Consider the following 18,527-nt stretch of genomic DNA (forward strand, 5'->3'; position numbering starts at 1 on the left):
ATTGCGAGTTGAGCGGAAACGCAGAAAAAAATTCAAGTGCGAAGAGTGCTAAGGTAGGTACCTAAGCCGGTTAAAAACATTTGTACCGCAATGGTGGTCAATATCATTCCCATTAAACGTTCTAATGCAGCGATAACTTTAACGCCTAATAATTTTTGTAAAGGTACAGCAATTAAAAGTAGTAAGGTCGCTATCAATGAAGCGGCTGCTAAGGCTGCAAACCATTTACTCATTTGATGCGGAGCTTGGCTGGCGAATAAGATGACAGTGGTCATGGAGGAAGGGCCAGCAAGCAAAGGAATGGCCATAGGAACGATAAAGGGTTCTCCGTGAGTTTGCTCGGCCAACTTATTTTGTCCCATAGGAAATAACATTTTGATCGCAATAAGAAATAAAATAATTCCGCCTGCAATACCTAATGCTTCTTCAGTAATATGTAAACTATCTAAGATAGGCTTTCCGCAAAATAAAAAAAGTGTCAGGATGGCAAATGCAATTAAACTTTCACGCAAAATAATTCTGGTACGTCGCTTTGGATCAACTTGTTTGAGTAACGATAGGAAAACGGGGATATTTCCGAGCGGATCCATGACTAAAAAAAGTGTCACTGCAGCGGAATAAATGTTCATTTGAAAATGCATAATAAAAAGCGCGAAGCGTACACGGAAAATATTTATGTATTGTAATTGAGATAGTGGTTGACATCTAGCCTTGACTTTCGCAAAATAGCCCCTCAATTTTGAGGAGGGGTTCCCGAGCGGCCAAAGGGAGCAGACTGTAAATCTGCCGGCTCAGCCTTCGAAGGTTCGAATCCTTCCCCCTCCACCAGTTAATTTTAAATATTATACATGCGGGTGTAGTTCAACGGTTAGAATTCCAGCCTTCCAAGCTGGCTATGTGGGTTCGATTCCCATCACCCGCTCCAGAAATGCAGGACGAACAAACTGGACAAATAACCTTAAATCCAGAATGGGAAAAAAGGACAAAGAAATCATACAGTCACAGCAATTGGATTTTTGGCAAGGCGACGCGAAAATGAAGCAACCGGAATGTGTTCATGATACATGAGGATTGCGATCCGCGCGATACACAGACAATGTCAAGTGCGAAGAGTGTGATATGCAGAGGCCCACATGGCTCAGTGGTAGAGCACTTCCTTGGTAAGGAAGAGGTCACCGGTTCGATCCCGGTTGTGGGCTCCATGAGATGTTTAGGCCAGTAGCTCAATTGGCAGAGCGGCGGTCTCCAAAACCGCAGGTTGGGGGTTCGATTCCCTCCTGGCCTGCCAAAAAATCCAAGTTTGGCAGGGTTAAATGACTAAACTAAAGGTATTTGATATCGAATGCTGCGGTTTAAGATGTGGCATGCAGGAAATCAAGTGACTCAGTTTTTACAGAAAATATAGAAATAGGCGAAATGAAGAACGCAAAGCTTGAAAGCAAGGCTACTAGTAGAGACTCCATACTCTGGATAGCGATGGGAGTCGTTCTTCTATTGGCTATTTACGCCAATAATTATTTCTCTCATCAGGCCATTGCTATTCGCTTGATAGGCTGGATAATAGATGCGCTGGTGCTAGCATCATTATTTTTTTATACGACTCTAGGGCGGCGATTTTGGGTGTTTGCACAAGCTTCACGTGCTGAACTGCGCAAAGTTGTGTGGCCAACACGCGAAGAAACCGTGCGCACTACTTTGATTGTGATGGCGATGGTTGTTGTCGCGGGCTTGTTTTTATGGGGTATAGATACACTCCTGTTATGGGCAGTTGCTTTTTTAACAGCGTAAATGAAGAGGATAGTTAACGTATGACAGAAAAAAAATCAGAACTTCATTCCGATGTTTCAGAGCAATCGTCAAACGATCCTGTTTCAACTGAAAAATCATCTATAGCAGAAGAAAAAACCACGCATGGACCTATGCAGTGGTATGTCGTACAAGCACGCTCAGGATATGAGCGCAAGGTTTTAGATGCTTTAAATGAACGAATTAAACAACAAGGCCTAACAGAGAAATTTGGTCAAATTATTGTACCGACTGAAGAAGTGGTCGAAATTCACCAAGGTCGGAAGCGCAAAACAGCACGCAAATTTTATCCAGGCTATGTCTTAGTCGAAATGGATATGGATGAAGATAGTTGGTATCTTGTTCAAAAAACACCAGGAGTGATCAAATTTATTGGCGGAACCAGCGACAAGCCAGTGCCTCTGAGCAGTAAAGAGGTTGATAAGATTTTACAACGTATGCAAGAAGGCGTAGATAAGCCTCGGCCTAAAGTCTTGTTCGAAGTAGGTGAAGTGGTACGAGTCGTGGATGGACCTTTCGCTGACTTTAATGGTGAAGTTGAAGAAGTAAACTATGAAAAAAACCGTATGCGTGTTTCGGTCATCATTTTTGGTCGCTCCACGCCGGTTGAATTAGAGTTTGGTCAAGTTAAAAAAGCTTGATGCATTTGGCCCCTTTTCTAATGAGAAGGGATAGAAACATACTCATAGCAATGGGATTTTTGACAAGGCGCCGGGAAAATGAGCAACCGGAGTGTAGGTTCTATACATGAGGATTGCGAGTTGAACGGCAACACAGTCAAAAATTAAAGTGCGAAGAGTATAAATAAACGATGGGAAGCTTAGTGACAGAGCTAAGCGCTAGACCCGGAGGTAAAAATGGCAAAGAAAGTACAAGCCTATGTGAAATTACAGGTAAAAGCCGGCGAGGCTAATCCTGCGCCACCTATTGGCCCTGCTTTGGGACAACAAGGTGTGAATATTATGGAGTTTTGCAAGGCCTTTAATGCGCGTACGCAAAATGTCGAAAAAGGCATGCCAATGCCGGTAGTGATTACGGTGCATACCGATCGTAGCTTTACCTTTATTATCAAAACTCCGCCTGCTTCTTATTTAATTATGAAGGCAGCCGGGATCAGCAAAGCGAGTAGTATCCCCAACAAAAATAAAGTCGGTAAAATTACTCGCAAACAACTGGCTGAGATTGCAACAGTTAAAATGCCCGATCTAACCGCAGGTGATTTAGAAGCTGCTATGCGCACAATAGCGGGTACGGCGCGTAATATGGGTGTTGAAGTCGAGGGGGAAGCTAAAAATGGCTAAGTTAAGTAAACGTTTCCGTGTGATTAATGAAAAGCTGCAAGCCGGGAAGATATATACGGTAGCAGAAGCCATCACCTTACTCAAAGAATTTCCAGTTAAATTCAACCAAAGCATCGATGTTAGTATCAATTTAGGTATTGACCCACGTAAATCCGACCAAACTGTTCGCGGTGCGGTAGTATTGCCTCATGGAACAGGTAAAACACCGCGTGTTGCCGTGTTTGCTCAGGCAGCTAATGCCGAAGCCGCAAAGGCAGCCGGTGCTGATATCGTAGGTTCTGAGGATTTGGCTGAAAGCATCAAAGCCGGTAATTTAGATTTTGATGTACTCATTGCAACGCCAGATGCGATGCGCTTGGTTGGTCAGCTGGGTCAGATATTAGGACCAAGAGGCTTGATGCCTAATCCTAAGATAGGCACCGTAACCATGGATGTAACTACGGCAGTTGCTAACGCGAAGTCAGGACAGGTGCGTTACCGTGCTGACAAAGGCGGAATAATCCACTGTACTATTGGTAAGTTGAACTTTGAGACTCAGCAATTGCTACAGAATTTAGAGGTGCTAGTAGGGGCGGTTAAAAAAGCCAAACCAGCCACGGCTAAAGGCATTTATTTTAAAAAGCTGAGTCTATCCAGCACGATGGGACCCGGCCTATTAATTAATTTAGCATCCTTAGAAGCAAGTTAAGCAGAGTATCCGGAATAACGTAAAATTGGCGTTTACGGCTTGACTATTTAGCGTATTTAGGATAGAAGAGCTACCCCCACTTGATATAATAGTGGGAATGAATTCGCAGTTAAAGGGCTTTCCCTCTAACTGTCGGAGACCGTAGGTGTGCCGGCATTAAAAAGATAGATTTCAAAGTCCCTCTTGATAATTTGGCGCTTAATTTATTACCTACGCAGACGGTGAACCTTTATGGCCACCGAGCCTTTAACCATCATCCAGTAATAGTCGATGGTTGAACAATACATGAGGAGAAAACCAACGTGACATTAAGACTTGAAGATAAACAGGCCATTGTTGCGGAAGTTGGAGAGGTTGCAAAAAATGCGTTATCAGCAGTCACTGCTGAATATCGTGGTTTAAGTGTGGGGGAAATGAGTCAATTACGCTTACAAGCACGCAGTTCTGGAGTGTATTTACGTGTCGTGCGTAATACCTTGGCGCGTCGTGCTTTAGAAGGTACAGGCTTTGCGTGTTTACAAGACACGCTGGTAGGCCCTTTACTTTTGGCATTTTCCCAACAAGAGCCAGGTGCAGCAGCGCGGCTTATTCGAACATTTACTAAGCAAAATGAAAAATTGGTCGTTAAGGCAGTTGCCTTTGATGGTCAATTATTGGCGGTGAATGAACTCGAAAAACTCGCGAATCTTCCAACCCGTAATGAAGCAATTGCGACATTAATGGCAGTTATGAAAGCACCGATTACTAAGTTAGTACGTACACTGGCTGAACCACAAGCCAAACTGGTACGTACGTTGGCTGCTGTGCGTGAAAAGCAACAAGCAGCCGCATAATGCGCTGTATATACTCACAGCAATGGGATTTTTGGCAAGGCGTCGCGAAAATGAGCAACCGGAGTGTATGTAATATACATGAGGATTGGGAGTTGAGCGTCAACACAGACAAAAATTCAAGCGCGAAGAGTATAAGTTAAAGTTATTTTTTTGGAGTGATTAATATGAATGCTAAAGCAAAAGAAGATGTATTAGATACAATTTCTAACATGAGTGTCATGGAAGTTGTTGATCTTATTAAGAATATGGAAGATAAATTTGGTGTTTCTGCAGCTGCCGCTACAGTCGCCGTGGCAGCAGCACCGGGTGCAGCAGCAGCAGCGGTTGAAGAAAAGACCGAATTCAATGTTGAGTTGAAAGAAGTGGGTCCTAATAAGATCAATGTGATTAAAGTAGTGCGCGAAGAGACTGGTCTTGGCTTAAAAGAAGCTAAGGATTTAGTTGAATCAGCACCTAAAGCAGTCATTAAAGAAGGTATGTCTAAAGCAGATGCCGAAAAGCTTATCGCTAAGCTTACAGAAGCTAAAGCTGTAGGCGAAATGAAATAAGTTTTATAACACTAAAAGAATGCTCAGATTTATGCTGGGCATTCTTTATGTTATGAAACTCGTTTCTAAGCATATACTTTTAATCTTTAAACGTGCAGCACATTATATAAGATTCAGGTTTAAGACGATGTTGATCGTAAGGACTTAGGCTAAAAAGGGACTTAGAACGAGAGTAAAGCGCTATTCTAAATAATAGGCTTTATAGGCTTAAGCATTACTAGCCAACACTAATATAGGCCCAGATATAATGGGCGCGATTTTTCTTTATTTATTCTGTTCTCTAACTAGGTGAACTTTAGATGGTAATTCGGACATCCCCAGCAACTGAGCAAACAAATACCCCTTATTCGTTTACTGAAAAAAAACGTATTCGTAAAAATTTTGGTAAACAAGCGACTATAATGGAAGCGCCCTATTTATTAGCGACGCAAATTGAGTCGTATCATCGATTTTTACAAACAGGTACCTCGTCGGATGCGCTGGAAGATGTGGGGCTTAATGCCGCTTTTAAATCTATATTTCCTATTTCTTCTTATTCCGGTGGCGAAGCTACGTTAGAATATATTAATTATCGTATAGGACAACCACCTTTTGATGTTAAAGAATGCCAAGCACGCGGTTTAACTTATGGTGCTCCTTTACGTGTGAAAATGCGTTTAATTATTTATGATAAAGAAGCAGCGCCAGGCTCAACTAAGCTCAAATATATTAAAGAGCAAGAAGTTTACATGGGTGAATTGCCCTTGATGACCGATACCGGAAGTTTTGTAATTAATGGAACGGATCGTGTGGTTGTTTCACAATTACATCGTTCGCCCGGTGTGTTTTTCGAACATGATAAAGGTAAAACTCATTCTTCAGGTAAGTTGTTGTACGCGGCGAGAATTATTCCGTATCGTGGTTCTTGGTTAGATTTTGAATTTGATCCTAAGGATAATTTGTTTGTTCGTATCGATAGACGACGTAAATTAGCCGCAACCATATTATTACGCGCATTAGGATACACTTCAGAAGAGATATTAGAGTTATTTTTTAGTAATAATGTTTTTCATCTAAAGGGTGAGAAGATTGTTTTAGATTTAGTGCCCGAGCGTTTGCGTGGTGAAATAGCCAGCTTTGATATTAAAGATGCCAGTGGCAAAGTCATTGTTGAGCAAGGTCGACGTATTGCTGTAAGACAAATTCGCGAAATAGAAAAGGCTAAAATTAAACACTTAGAGTTACCGCTAGATTATTTGATTGGCAAAACATTGGCTAAGCCTATTATTAATGCTGAAACTGGCGAAATTCTGTTTGAAGCCAACACAGAACTAAGCGCAGATATTGTCAAAAAATTGATAGAAGCCCAGATAGAAAAAATAGAAACCTTATATACCAACGATTTGGATTCAGGCGCTTATATCTCTACTACTTTGCGTATTGATCCAAGTCACAGTCAGCAAGAAGCCTTAGTCGAAATTTACCGTATGATGCGTCCGGGTGAGCCACCCACTAAAGAAGCCGCAGAAGCTTTATTTAAAAATTTATTTTTTGTTTTGGATCGTTACGATTTATCTGCAGTAGGACGGATGAAATTTAATCGTCGCTTAGGTCGTGAAGAAATTACTGGGTCTGGTACCTTGACCAAAGATGATATTGTGGCTGTGTTACGCGCATTGATCGAAATACGCAATGGTAAAGGTGAGGTAGATGATATCGATCATTTGGGTAATCGTCGCGTACGTAGTGTCGGTGAAATGGCCGAAAACCAATTCCGTATTGGTTTAGTGCGTGTTGAACGAGCCGTCAGAGATCGTTTAAGCGTGGCTGAATCTGAAAATTTAATGCCACAAGATCTGATTAATGCTAAGCCTATCTCAGCGGCAATTAAAGAGTTTTTTGGTTCCAGTCAATTATCGCAGTTCATGGATCAGGTGAATCCTCTCTCAGAAATTACGCATAAACGCCGCGTATCTGCCTTAGGGCCCGGCGGTTTAACCCGTGAGCGAGCAGGTTTTGAAGTTCGTGACGTACACCCAACCCACTACGGTCGGGTTTGTCCGATTGAAACACCTGAAGGACCCAATATTGGTTTGATCAATTCCTTGGCGGTGTATGCTCGAACCAACCATTATGGTTTTCTTGAAACACCGTACCGTAAAGTTGAAAATGGTAAAGTAACCAAAGAGATTCAATATTTATCTGCCATTGAAGAAGGTAAATATGTCATTGCGCAGGCCAACACACGGCTTGACGGTCATGGTAAGTTGATCGATGATTTAATTCCTTCTCGACACCGTAATGAGTCGATGCTGACAACAGCGGACAAAGTCAATTATATGGATATTTCACCGGCTCAAGTTGTTTCGGTGGCCGCTTCCTTGATTCCCTTTTTAGAGCATGACGATGCGAACCGTGCGTTGATGGGTTCGAACATGCAACGTCAAGCCGTGCCTACCTTGCGTACCGAAAAACCTTTAGTGGGTACCGGTATGGAACGTAAAGTAGCGGTCGACTCAGGCGTAGTCGTAGTGGCAAAGCGTGGTGGTTTCATTGATTCAGTGGATGCCGGTCGTATCGTTGTGCGTGTTGATGATGAAGAAGCGACAGCAGGCACCGCGGGTGTGGATATTTATAATCTGACAAAATATACGCGCTCTAATCAGAACACCTGTATTAATCAACGACCTTTAGTAAAGAAAGGCGATATGATTAAGAAAGGCGACGTGATGGCGGATGGCCCTTCTACCGATTTAGGTGAGTTAGCTTTAGGGCGTAATCTACTGGTCGCCTTTATGCCTTGGAATGGGTATAACTTTGAAGATTCTATTTTGATTTCTGAACGCGTCGTTTCGGAAGATCGTTTCACCACGATACATATCGAAGAGTTAACCTGTACCGCACGTGACACTAAATTAGGCACCGAAGAAGTCTCATCGGATATTCCCAATGTCGGAGAGAGTGCACTCTCTAAATTGGATGAGTCAGGTATTGTGCATTTAGGCGCTTGGGTAGAAGCGGGTGACATACTGGTTGGAAAAGTGACACCAAAAGGTGAAACACAGTTGACACCCGAAGAAAAACTCTTACGCGCTATATTTGGTGAAAAAGCATCGGATGTAAAAGACAGTTCGTTACGTGTTCCTTCTGGAATGCGTGGTACCGTCATTGATGTTCAAGTATTTACGCGAGATGGTTTAGAAAAAGATAAACGTGCGTTAAGTATCGAAGAAATGGCTCTAGATCAAGTTAAGAAAGACTTATACGACGAGTTTAGAATTTTAGAAAATGATTGTTATCAACGTCTAGAGACCTTATTAGTCGGTGCTACGGCAAGTAGTGGGCCAAATAAATTAAAGTCCGGTAGTAAAGTTACATTGGAATATTTACAACAACTGGCTAAAGATCAATGGTTCTCTGTCAGCTTGCGTGATGAAGCGGCTAACCAGCAATTGGAAGCGGTTGCCAAACAGTTAGAAGCAGCGCGTCTTGCCCTAGATGAAAAGTTTGAGAATAAACGCAAAAAATTAACTCAAGGCGATGATTTACCGCCAGGCGTACTTAAGATCGTTAAAGTTCATTTAGCCATCAAACGCTGTATTCAGCCGGGAGATAAGATGGCTGGTCGACATGGTAATAAAGGGGTTATTTCTACCATTATTCCTGTCGAAGATATGCCTTACATGGAAGATGGTACGCCGGTTGATATCGTTCTTAATCCTTTAGGTGTGCCATCACGTATGAACGTGGGACAGGTGCTGGAAACGCATTTAGGTTGGGCAGCAAAAGGTTTAGGTATCAAAATTGCGGGTATGCTGGATGCGCAAAAAAATATTAAAGAAATTAAACACTTCTTAGGGTCTATTTACAACGATACTAAGGAAACGGCGCAAAAAGTAGATTTAGACAAATTATCGGATGAGTCTGTTGTTGAGCTGGCGCAAAATTTACGTAGTGGCGTACCTATGGCCACACCGGTTTTTGATGGTGTGACCGAAGCGGAAATAAAACGCATGTTACGCTTGGCTGATTTACCAGAGTCAGGGCAAACCACGCTCTACGACGGCAGAACCGGCGAACGTTTTGAACGGCCCGTTACGGTAGGTTATATGTACATGCTCAAATTGAATCATTTAGTCGATGATAAGATGCATGCGCGCTCTACCGGATCGTATAGTTTAGTCACTCAACAACCACTGGGCGGTAAAGCGCAATTTGGTGGTCAGCGATTTGGTGAAATGGAAGTTTGGGCGTTAGAAGCTTATGGAGCGGCTTATACCTTACAAGAAATGTTAACAGTCAAATCGGATGACGTTGCCGGCCGAACCAAGATGTACAAGAATATTGTGGATGGTGACCATCAAATGGAAGCGGGTATGCCAGAATCATTTAACGTATTAGTCAAGGAAATACGCTCCTTGGCGATTAATGCAGAATTAGAAACCAAAGATTAATCTGAAGTGGAGTATTACCTTGGCAACGTCTAAACCTAGATCAGACCTTTTTATAAAAGCAGAGGAAGAGAATCACACTATGCCTGAAGAAATTTCATCAACTTCTGATGAAGCTAAAAAAATGCCAAGCCAAGAAAATCTGGCGATTATGGCTGAGGCAATGCAATCTACGTATACCAATAGCGATAGAATAAAGGCGTTATCTGAAATGAAGATGGCTGATAGGCCATTAATGTCAGATTTACTTGGTATTTTGAAGCAAGAAGATTATTTAGATGAGTTTGATAATATTCGTATCTCCTTAGCTTCGCCAGAAATGATTCGCACCTGGTCTTATGGCGAAGTCAAAAAACCTGAGACCATTAATTATCGTACGTTCAAACCGGAAAGAGATGGTTTGTTTTGTGCAAAAATATTTGGGCCGATTAAGGACTATGAGTGTTTATGCGGTAAGTACAAACGGCTTAAACATCGTGGTGTGATTTGTGAAAAATGTGGTGTCGAAGTGGCATTGACCAAAGTACGACGTGAACGTATGGGTCACGTCGAACTGGCCAGCCCAGTCGCCCATATTTGGTTTTTAAAGTCGTTACCGTCACGTATCGGTTTACTACTCGATATGACTTTACGCGATATAGAACGTGTGCTGTATTTTGAAGCATTCGTGGTTATAGAACCCGGTATGACGACGTTAGAACGCGGCCAGCTTTTAACAGATGAACAATACTTAGAAGCTATTGAGGAACATGGTGACGAATTTGATGCGCGTATGGGCGCCGAAGCCATACAGCAACTACTGATCACCTTAAATATGAAGGAAGAGATCAATACTCTACGTGAAGAGATTCCGAATACCAGTTCAGAAACCAAATTAAAGAAATTTTCTAAACGTTTAAAACTGTTGGAAGGATTCGATCAATCCGGCAATAAACCAGAATGGATGGTGTTAACGGTATTACCCGTGTTACCACCTGATTTACGTCCTTTAGTACCTTTAGATGGTGGGCGTTTTGCGACATCGGATCTGAATGATCTTTATCGGCGTGTGATCAATCGTAATAACCGTCTTAAGCGTTTATTAGATCTAAACGCGCCTGACATTATCGTGCGTAACGAAAAACGCATGCTGCAAGAATCAGTGGACGCGTTATTGGATAATGGCCGACGAGGTCGTGCTATTACCGGCAGTAATAAACGACCATTAAAATCTTTGGCGGATATGATCAAAGGTAAACAAGGTCGATTTAGACAAAACTTACTGGGTAAACGTGTCGATTATTCCGGTCGTTCGGTCATCGTAGTCGGTCCTACTTTAAAATTACATCAATGTGGCTTACCGAAAAAAATGGCTTTAGAGTTATTTAAGCCTTTTATTTTAAGTAAATTACAATTCCGTGGTTTAGCGTCTACGATTAAAGCCGCTAAGAAAATGGTAGAAAATGAGTCGCCGGAAGTGTGGGATATCCTCGAAGATGTGATCCGCGAACATCCAGTATTATTAAACCGAGCGCCTACCTTGCATCGTTTAGGTATTCAGGCATTCGAACCTATATTAGTCGAAGGCAAAGCTATCCAATTGCATCCTTTAGTTTGTACAGCGTATAACGCGGACTTTGACGGTGACCAAATGGCGGTACACGTGCCATTAACCATCGAAGCTCAGCTGGAAGCACGTACGTTGATGATGTCGACTAACAACATTTTATCTCCTGCGAATGGCGAGCCAATCATACTGCCAACGCAAGATGTGGTTTTAGGTCTTTATTATTTAACCCGCGACAAAATTAATGCCAAAGGAGAAGGTTTAATTTGTGCCGATGTTAACGACGTGCGTCAATTGTATGATGCAGGCTATGCAGACTTACATGCTAAGATTAAAGTTCGAATAACCGAAGTGTTATTCGATGCAAAAGGTGAGCGTAACGAAACAGTTAAGTTAATTGACTCCACAGTGGGTAGAGCTTTATTACGTGAAACGCTGCCAGATGGTTTACCGTTTTCTTTAATTAATAAGACACTGAATAAAAAAGCGATATTAAGTCTTATCAATGAATGTTATCGACGCTTGGGTTTGAAAGCGACGGTTATTTTTGCGGATAAATTGATGTATACCGGCTTTGGCTACGCCACACGTGCCGGTATTTCGGTCGGGATTGAAGATTTAATCATTCCTGAAAATAAAGCCGCAATTATTGCAGCCGCAGAAACCGAAGTAAAAGAAATTGAAGCACAATATGCATCCGGTTTAGTCACGCAGGGAGAACGTTATAACAAGGTTGTTGATATTTGGTCGCGTACCAATGATCAAGTGGCTAAAGCGATGATGGAAAAATTAGCCACCGAAAATGTTACGGCTGCTGATGGGACTATTGTATCCCAAGAGTCATTTAATCCAGTGTATATGATGGCAGACTCAGGTGCCCGGGGTTCACCCGCGCAAATGCGTCAGTTGGCCGGTATGCGAGGTTTGATGACTAAACCGGACGGTACTATTATTGAGACACCGATTACGGCTAACTTCCGTGAAGGTTTAGACGTATTACAATACTTTATTTCTACGCACGGTGCGCGTAAAGGTTTGGCGGATACCGCGCTTAAGACCGCTAATTCTGGTTATTTGACTCGCCGTCTGGTTGACGTGGCACAAGATATGGTTGTCACTGAAGATGATTGCGGAGCGACCTTAGGCATTGCTATTACTCCCCATGTTGAAGGCGGAGAAATCATGGTGCCATTACGTGAGCGAGTATTAGGCCGTGTATTGGCTGAAGATGTTAGCTTACCGGGCAGTGATGATATTGTAGTGAATAAGGGAACCTTATTAGATGAAGACTGGGTCAATATCTTGGAAGAACGCGCCGTGGACCAAGTGAATGTGCGTTCGCCGATTACCTGTGAAGCTAAATATGGTATCTGTGCGGCCTGTTATGGCCGTGACTTAGCGCGTGGTCATTTAGTGGGTATCGGTGAATCAGTCGGCGTTATCGCCGCTCAGTCGATAGGGGAACCCGGTACACAGTTAACCATGCGTACCTTCCATATTGGTGGTGCGGCTTCGCAGGTGGCTTTGGCTAATCATATCCAAGTAAAGTCTAAGGGCCGCATTAAATTGCATAATATCAAGCTCGTCAAACACAACGATGGGCATTATGTGACGGTCTCACGTTCAGGCGAATTAACGTTATTGGATCCACAAGGTCGCGAAAGAGAGCGTTATAAGCTGCCTTATGGTGCTGCCATTAAAGTTTCTGACGGTACCGAAGTGGTACCAGGACAATTAATCGCGCAATGGGATCCGCATACGCATCCTGTTGTTACTGAAGTAGCCGGTTATGTTAAGTTTATCGACTTAATCGATGGCATTACCATGAATCGACAAACCGATGAACTCACCGGTTTAACCAGTATTGTGGTCATGGATTCCAAACAGCGTGGCTCAGGAGGTAAAGAATTACGTCCTATGGTACGACTGACCGATAAAGAAGGTAATGATCTGTTCTTGCCCGGTACGCGTTTGCCAGCACATTATTTCTTACCGATTAATGCTATTTTGAGCTTGGAAGATGGTGCTGCGGTAGGCGTGGGTGACATCGTTGCACGTATTCCACAAGAAACTTCAAAAACGCGTGATATTACCGGTGGTTTACCGCGTGTCGCGGATCTTTTTGAAGCACGTAAGCCTAAAGAGCCTGCCATCTTGGCGGAAATTTCCGGTATCATTAGTTTTGGTAAAGAAACCAAAGGTAAACGACGTTTAGTGATTACCGGTAGCAACGGCGAAGCGTTTGAGGCGCTCATTCCTAAATGGCGTCACGTGACGGTGTTTGAAGGTGAACATGTCGAGCGCGGTGAAATTGTCGCCGATGGACCTTTGAACCCACATGATATTTTACGTTTGCTAGGGATTAACGCACTGACTAATTACATCGTCAGCGAAGTTCAAGAAGTGTATCGACTACAAGGTGTGAAGATCAATGATAAACACATTGAGGTGATCGTGCGTCAAATGTTACGTAAAGTAAATATTCTTGACTCCGGTGAAAGTCGTTACTTAAAAGGCGAGCAATTGGAAGAATCACGTCTCAAAGAAGAAAACAGGAAGCTGGTTGCGGAAAATAAATTACCGGCACGCTTTGAAGCTGTATTGTTAGGTATTACCAAAGCCTCGTTAGCGACGGATTCCTTTATCTCAGCCGCATCTTTCCAAGAAACCACACGCGTATTAACCGAAGCCGCGGTCACTGGAAAACGTGATGAACTGAAAGGATTGAAAGAAAACGTGATTGTTGGCCGTTTAATTCCTGCAGGAACTGGATTTGCTTATCATGCTGAAGCACGTCGTCAACGGGCGGCTAATGTATTGGCAAAGCAACAACGTTTAACGGCTGCGGCGGCGCCAGCTCAAATGACCGCCAGTGACGTGGAACAAGCGCTGAGTCAGGCCTTATCTGAACCGAAGAAAGATGAGAAATCATAATTAATATGGTTAAGTTTTCTCTAGTTTAGAAAATTTAGAAAAAAATGCACTTTACGGTGCATTTTTTTTGTCTTTGCGCTCAATAATGAGCGTCATGGCGAGGCCGAAATATCAGTGAACGTGGCCATCTATGGATTGCCGCGCGCTACGCGCTCGCAATGACGATTAATATTTTACGCGCTCGCAATGACGATTAATATTTTACGCGCTCGCAATGACGATTAATATTTTACGTGCTCGAAATGTGAGAAAAAATGCTATCCTAATCTCCTTTTCAAAAAGGAAAATAATTATGAACGTTGATTTAATGGATGATAAACAAATGGAAGTGCATCGAATTGAATTTCTAAAACAGGCAGATGACAAAATGGTGGAGTACGCGCCTGATACCTTGTTAGTTATAGTACAGAGAGCCGAGGAAGCCAGGCAAGAGGTGTCAAGGAATGGATTGACACGTAAGAAACAGCTTATTAAAACTGTTGGTACGGATGAATTGCTGGAGGCTGAAAAAGCTGTAAAAGACAATCCTCATGATTCAGATAAATTAACTAAATTGGAAGCTTTGCGGTCCCAAAGCTGCTTGAGGAAAGCTACTACGGCGCTTTCCGATCTTGATAAGGTGTCAAAAATCTTAACTGATCAAGGTAAAGAAGAGAATGTAAGCAAAAGTTATCTCCTCGATAAGCTCGCGAAAATCTCAGAACATGAAATGGGGGAAGGAAATAAGTTCCAGACTTTTGGGGATGATAAAACTTATAAAAAGCTAATAAAAGAAGATAGAACAGTCAATAGCACACTTTCAAAGACGATCGCGAAGACTTTAGGCTCTGCAAGTTCGTTAGCGAATTCTATTCATAAAGCGTATGGGTATCCATTGATACTAGACCATATGAAGGAACAGTGCGAGGAAACAGCAAAGCAAAACCTTCCTCCGCAGGATGAACTAAGCCAGATGGCCGATGATTTAAATCAAATAACTAAAAAAATACCCGCATCTCCAGAAGCGCGCATGATTGAAAAGCATTTACTTGAAAATATTCAACCTACTTTGGAGTCTATAAGCGCAGCGGCTAAAGAAACTATAATGGAAGTTTCAGCTAATGGTATAGGTGCAGACAAGTTAGCTGAGCCCATTAGAAAACTTACTATGAATTTTAATCAAGTTTTTAAAGCTTCACAAGTAATGACTAAATATGTAGATATTAGTAAAGATGCAGAAAAAACATTTCTTTTAGAAACCATCGGTGAATTGTCACGACGTAATTTAACGCAAGATCAAGACTTACAAGACCCAGACTTCGAAGTGTTAACATTGAATAGTCTTACGAGTCCCGATAAATATGTAGAATTATCAAGCGAGGAAAGAGTGGGAAAGGGCACATTATCTCAAAATGTGATTTATATTGCACAGTCTGCCACACTTCTGGCAGACCTTGCTAAAAACAATTACCACAGCTCATCGAATTTAGAAATAATAGCTGAAGAGCTAAAGGGAATGCCATGTGATTTTTTTACTCCCAAAAAGTTACTAGAGCAGCTTCAAACGAGCGATTTACAGAGTAAGGTAGATAAAAGTCAATTAGAGTCTGGTGAGGCTGCTAAACCTGAAAAAAACAAAGTGATAGTTTCTTCTGTTAAGGGGAGTGCTTCTAAAGAAGTTTCATCGACGTTATTTGCTCCAGTGTCAAATACTCTTGCAGTAACAAATGAACCCGTTACGCTTAGAAAAATAAGTGAGGAGAGCAGGCAAGTTGGGGGTAATTTGACTTCCACCAGCTTTACACGCTTTATGGCTGCAAATAGAGAGTCAGATGGGATGAACACGTCTTTTTATCCTGCTGCTGCGGGTAAAAAGATTGAGAAAAAAGAAGAACCGCAAAAGCTAGGGCCAAGCCACAGTTAGTTACATTCCATCATAAAGTTTCTTTAGAATATAAAAATGCACTTGTCGGTGCATTTTTTTTATCTTTTGTACAACCTTGCCAAGCTTGTTTTTTGCATAAACCCTGAAAATCAGCAGTAAAAATTCACTGCGTTCATTTTTTGTTAATAATCATCTGCTTTAATCAGCAGATATATCAATTATTTTGATATTAGATTTTAGCAAAAAAAGAATAATTCCATGACAACGATACTATCTGTAGCGGAAATACACGACCTTCAAGGAAATTTAAAACTACGTGGAAAATCTTTTAAAGCAGGAATGCTTTTGATGGTCGACGCTTTAAAAAACCTGAAAGTTAAAAAAATTGATGATAATAAAGAAAAGAGTCAATTGATAGATAAATATATAGGTACCATCGTTTGTATTGATGAATTTTACGAAAAAAAATATGAGTTGAAGCTGGATGACATCATTTCTCACGAAGAGGGGAATCAAAATTTAAGTGAGTTACTCAGTAAGTATACACAACTAGTGCAAGCAAATATCCCATTAAAAGATTCTTTTCAATCCTTATGCGAGGCAGAACGTTATGCGGTATGGGAAAAGGGACGAAAAGTTCTTGAGACGGCGGGTGAAAGCAGTCAATTTGAAGTAATTGGTGTGACTGTTAAAAGTAGCCAACTTAAAATAACACAGCAAGAAATTCCTTGCCAGGATGTTGAGACTTTGGCTGAGGAGTACAAAAAAATTGATAACAAAACTCCACCATTCTGGTTTCAGTGGTTGTCACTTTGGCAACAAGAGTTTATTGGTAAGAATCGAAACACGCTAATAAAAAACTCAATACCTTCTTCATTACGTTCTGTACCCGGACTAGCAAATTTATCAAAACACGTTTGCACTATTAACGGTGTTGAAAGATTAGCTTATTTTCGGCATGCCACTCAGCGGCCGGTGGATTTGATGAATAATAAAGATGCTCACGATGAAGGATACCGCATAACCTGTTTGAATATGGCCAGTCAGATTAGATTGAGTTTGGAGGATCAAATTAAACGGGCTGGCGTAAAACAAATGGGAGAAGCGGTTATTTTAACGCAATCACTGCTATCACCAGGAACAGTCGCTGATCTTAAAAGTAAGATTTCTGGACCTAGTGACAATGACACTGAGATATACAAAATGAAGGAGGAGATCGTTGAGCTCTTTCAATACGCATTATCTCACCCTAATGAAGCTATAAATGAAAAACATGTTCAACTCAAAGCGCTGTTTTTAAGCGAGTATACGGAGGAGCAACCGATTTTCTATAAAGATTTTTTAGCCAAATGGGGTCTAGAAGCACAACGTGGATTATTTAAATACAAAGACAGTGAACCATTAAAAATTACTTTGCTATCGACTAATCATCCTCTAAACATTTTGCGACGTGGTGGTGTATATACGCCGCAAACTAGCAATAACGATTATAATACTGCGCTTTTGTTAGGCGTCGTGGGTCGATTTCTAATGCCAATGGTTGAAGAGCATAGTGAAAAGATTCATTTAACCCAACAACTTCCTACCTTCAATCAATTGTTAAAGACACTCAGTAAGTGTGAAGAGGAAAAAACCGTTTCAATAAATGATAAACAAAATCTTATAGAAACTTTAGACAGTTTGCTAGGTATTCATCATAAATTGAAATTGCAGCCAAATATCTTACTGTTGTTTCATGCAATTTATATGTTGCTATCTACACCTATAAATCAAGGTGGTTTGATAGATGAGGATATGCGTCACAATCAGCTGCTGATAAGTAGTGCAGAAGCGATTATTTTGAACTGTATCCAGGGTTCGCTATGGGTAGCTTGTAAAAGTGGTAAAGATCGGACTGGAATAGCTTCAATAGCTTATGATGCCGCGCTGTTGTATTTCATGCAATCTGGAAAATTACCTGGACATAAGGATGGACAAAGCGCTAGAGACGCTTATATTTCGCTGCTTAAAAGTCTGTTCGACTCAGGCCACCAGCAAAAGGCGGCTGGAGAAAATGCTCCGGGAGCCAAGGGTATTGTTGAGCCGGGGATGATTTTACCTGCAGATGTCAAGATCGATAAATGGACCAATACCACAAGTACCTTTTTTGCCCGTTTAAATAAGCCATCTGATCCAGATGGAAGGAAAATAAGGGTCCCTTTATTCTCTCTAAAAAATCTAACAAAAAGACTTTTTTTCAAACCCGAAAAAGAGCTAATTCAAGAAATAGAGATCCCAATGACGAACATTTTCAGATCTTCTTAGATTTAGATCCTTCTAGGAGAGTTAAGCTAAAAATAACGGATCATTAAGATAAGAAAAGAAGGCTAAACAAGGAGGTAATTTCAATCGTGTAGGCTTAAAAAAATACAAAAAAAAGAGTAAAAAATAAGTGAATAAGCTGATACCGGCACTTGACATCTTAGAGCGGTCTCTTTACAATCTCGCCCCTCTTCGTTCGATGAAGAAAGTATTTTTTGAGCTTACTGTAACGCCTAAAAAATTTAGTATAAACGCAGCTAAAAGTGTGATTTACAC

The 18,527-nt window shown here is 41.5% G+C and carries 11 protein-coding genes and 4 tRNA genes; 14 read left to right on the top strand and 1 reads right to left on the bottom strand.

Going from position 1 to position 18,527, the window contains the following annotated elements; all coding sequences use genetic code 11:
* Positions 1–32: 32 nt before the first annotated feature.
* Positions 33–629 carry a MarC family protein gene (locus AAHF87_RS06890; RefSeq protein WP_342147773.1) on the bottom strand — a complete coding sequence of 199 codons (597 nt, stop codon included), beginning with the start codon at positions 627–629 and terminating at the stop codon, positions 33–35.
* Between the two features lie 114 nt (positions 630–743).
* Here AAHF87_RS06890 and AAHF87_RS06895 point away from each other — a divergent pair.
* The 14 genes from AAHF87_RS06895 to AAHF87_RS06960 all read left to right on the top strand — a co-directional run bounded on the left by AAHF87_RS06895 (position 744) and on the right by AAHF87_RS06960 (position 18,254).
* Positions 744–828, top strand: a tRNA-Tyr gene (locus AAHF87_RS06895).
* Positions 829–850: 22 nt separating this feature from the next.
* Positions 851–925 (top strand) — tRNA-Gly (locus AAHF87_RS06900).
* Between the two features lie 202 nt (positions 926–1,127).
* Positions 1,128–1,202: transfer RNA gene (locus tag AAHF87_RS06905), tRNA-Thr, on the top strand.
* A gap of 10 nt (positions 1,203–1,212) precedes the next feature.
* Positions 1,213–1,288, top strand: a tRNA-Trp gene (locus tag AAHF87_RS06910).
* A 128-nt stretch (positions 1,289–1,416) separates the two neighbouring features.
* Positions 1,417–1,788 carry a preprotein translocase subunit SecE gene (gene secE / locus AAHF87_RS06915; protein WP_342147774.1) on the top strand — a complete coding sequence of 124 codons (372 nt, stop codon included), beginning with the start codon at positions 1,417–1,419 and terminating at the stop codon, positions 1,786–1,788.
* 131 nt (positions 1,789–1,919) lie between these two features.
* Entirely contained in the window at positions 1,920–2,447 is a 528-nt protein-coding gene (gene nusG, locus AAHF87_RS06920) for a transcription termination/antitermination protein NusG (RefSeq protein ID WP_342147892.1), read from the top strand.
* A 216-nt stretch (positions 2,448–2,663) separates the two neighbouring features.
* Entirely contained in the window at positions 2,664–3,107 is a 444-nt protein-coding gene (gene rplK, locus AAHF87_RS06925; protein ID WP_342147775.1) for a 50S ribosomal protein L11, read from the top strand.
* Entirely contained in the window at positions 3,100–3,795 is a 696-nt protein-coding gene (gene rplA, locus AAHF87_RS06930; RefSeq protein WP_342147776.1) for a 50S ribosomal protein L1, read from the top strand. Before rplK ends, rplA begins: the two co-directional genes overlap by 8 nt.
* A 302-nt stretch (positions 3,796–4,097) precedes the next feature.
* On the top strand, positions 4,098–4,628 hold the full coding sequence (gene rplJ, locus AAHF87_RS06935; RefSeq protein WP_342147777.1) for a 50S ribosomal protein L10: 531 nt from the start codon (positions 4,098–4,100) through the stop codon (positions 4,626–4,628).
* 164 nt (positions 4,629–4,792) lie between these two features.
* Positions 4,793–5,176: a 50S ribosomal protein L7/L12 gene (rplL, locus tag AAHF87_RS06940; RefSeq protein WP_342147778.1), complete on the top strand. Its 384-nt coding sequence runs from the start codon at positions 4,793–4,795 to the stop codon at positions 5,174–5,176.
* A 299-nt stretch (positions 5,177–5,475) separates the two neighbouring features.
* Positions 5,476–9,609, top strand: a complete 4,134-nt coding sequence (rpoB, locus tag AAHF87_RS06945) for a DNA-directed RNA polymerase subunit beta (protein WP_342147779.1) — start codon at positions 5,476–5,478, stop codon at positions 9,607–9,609.
* Between the two features lie 232 nt (positions 9,610–9,841).
* Positions 9,842–14,086, top strand: a complete 4,245-nt coding sequence (rpoC, locus tag AAHF87_RS06950) for a DNA-directed RNA polymerase subunit beta' (protein WP_342147893.1) — start codon at positions 9,842–9,844, stop codon at positions 14,084–14,086.
* A 292-nt stretch (positions 14,087–14,378) separates the two neighbouring features.
* A complete protein-coding gene (locus AAHF87_RS06955) occupies positions 14,379–15,989 on the top strand; it encodes a hypothetical protein (RefSeq protein ID WP_342147780.1) in 1,611 nt (536 codons plus the stop codon).
* Positions 15,990–16,208: 219 nt separating this feature from the next.
* Entirely contained in the window at positions 16,209–18,254 is a 2,046-nt protein-coding gene (locus AAHF87_RS06960) for a hypothetical protein (protein WP_342147781.1), read from the top strand.
* Positions 18,255–18,527 lie beyond the last annotated feature (273 nt).

Origin of the sequence: Rickettsiella endosymbiont of Aleochara curtula, from assembly GCF_964030935.1 — a bacterium.
In the GTDB taxonomy this organism is placed as follows: Bacteria; Pseudomonadota; Gammaproteobacteria; order Diplorickettsiales; family Diplorickettsiaceae; genus Aquirickettsiella.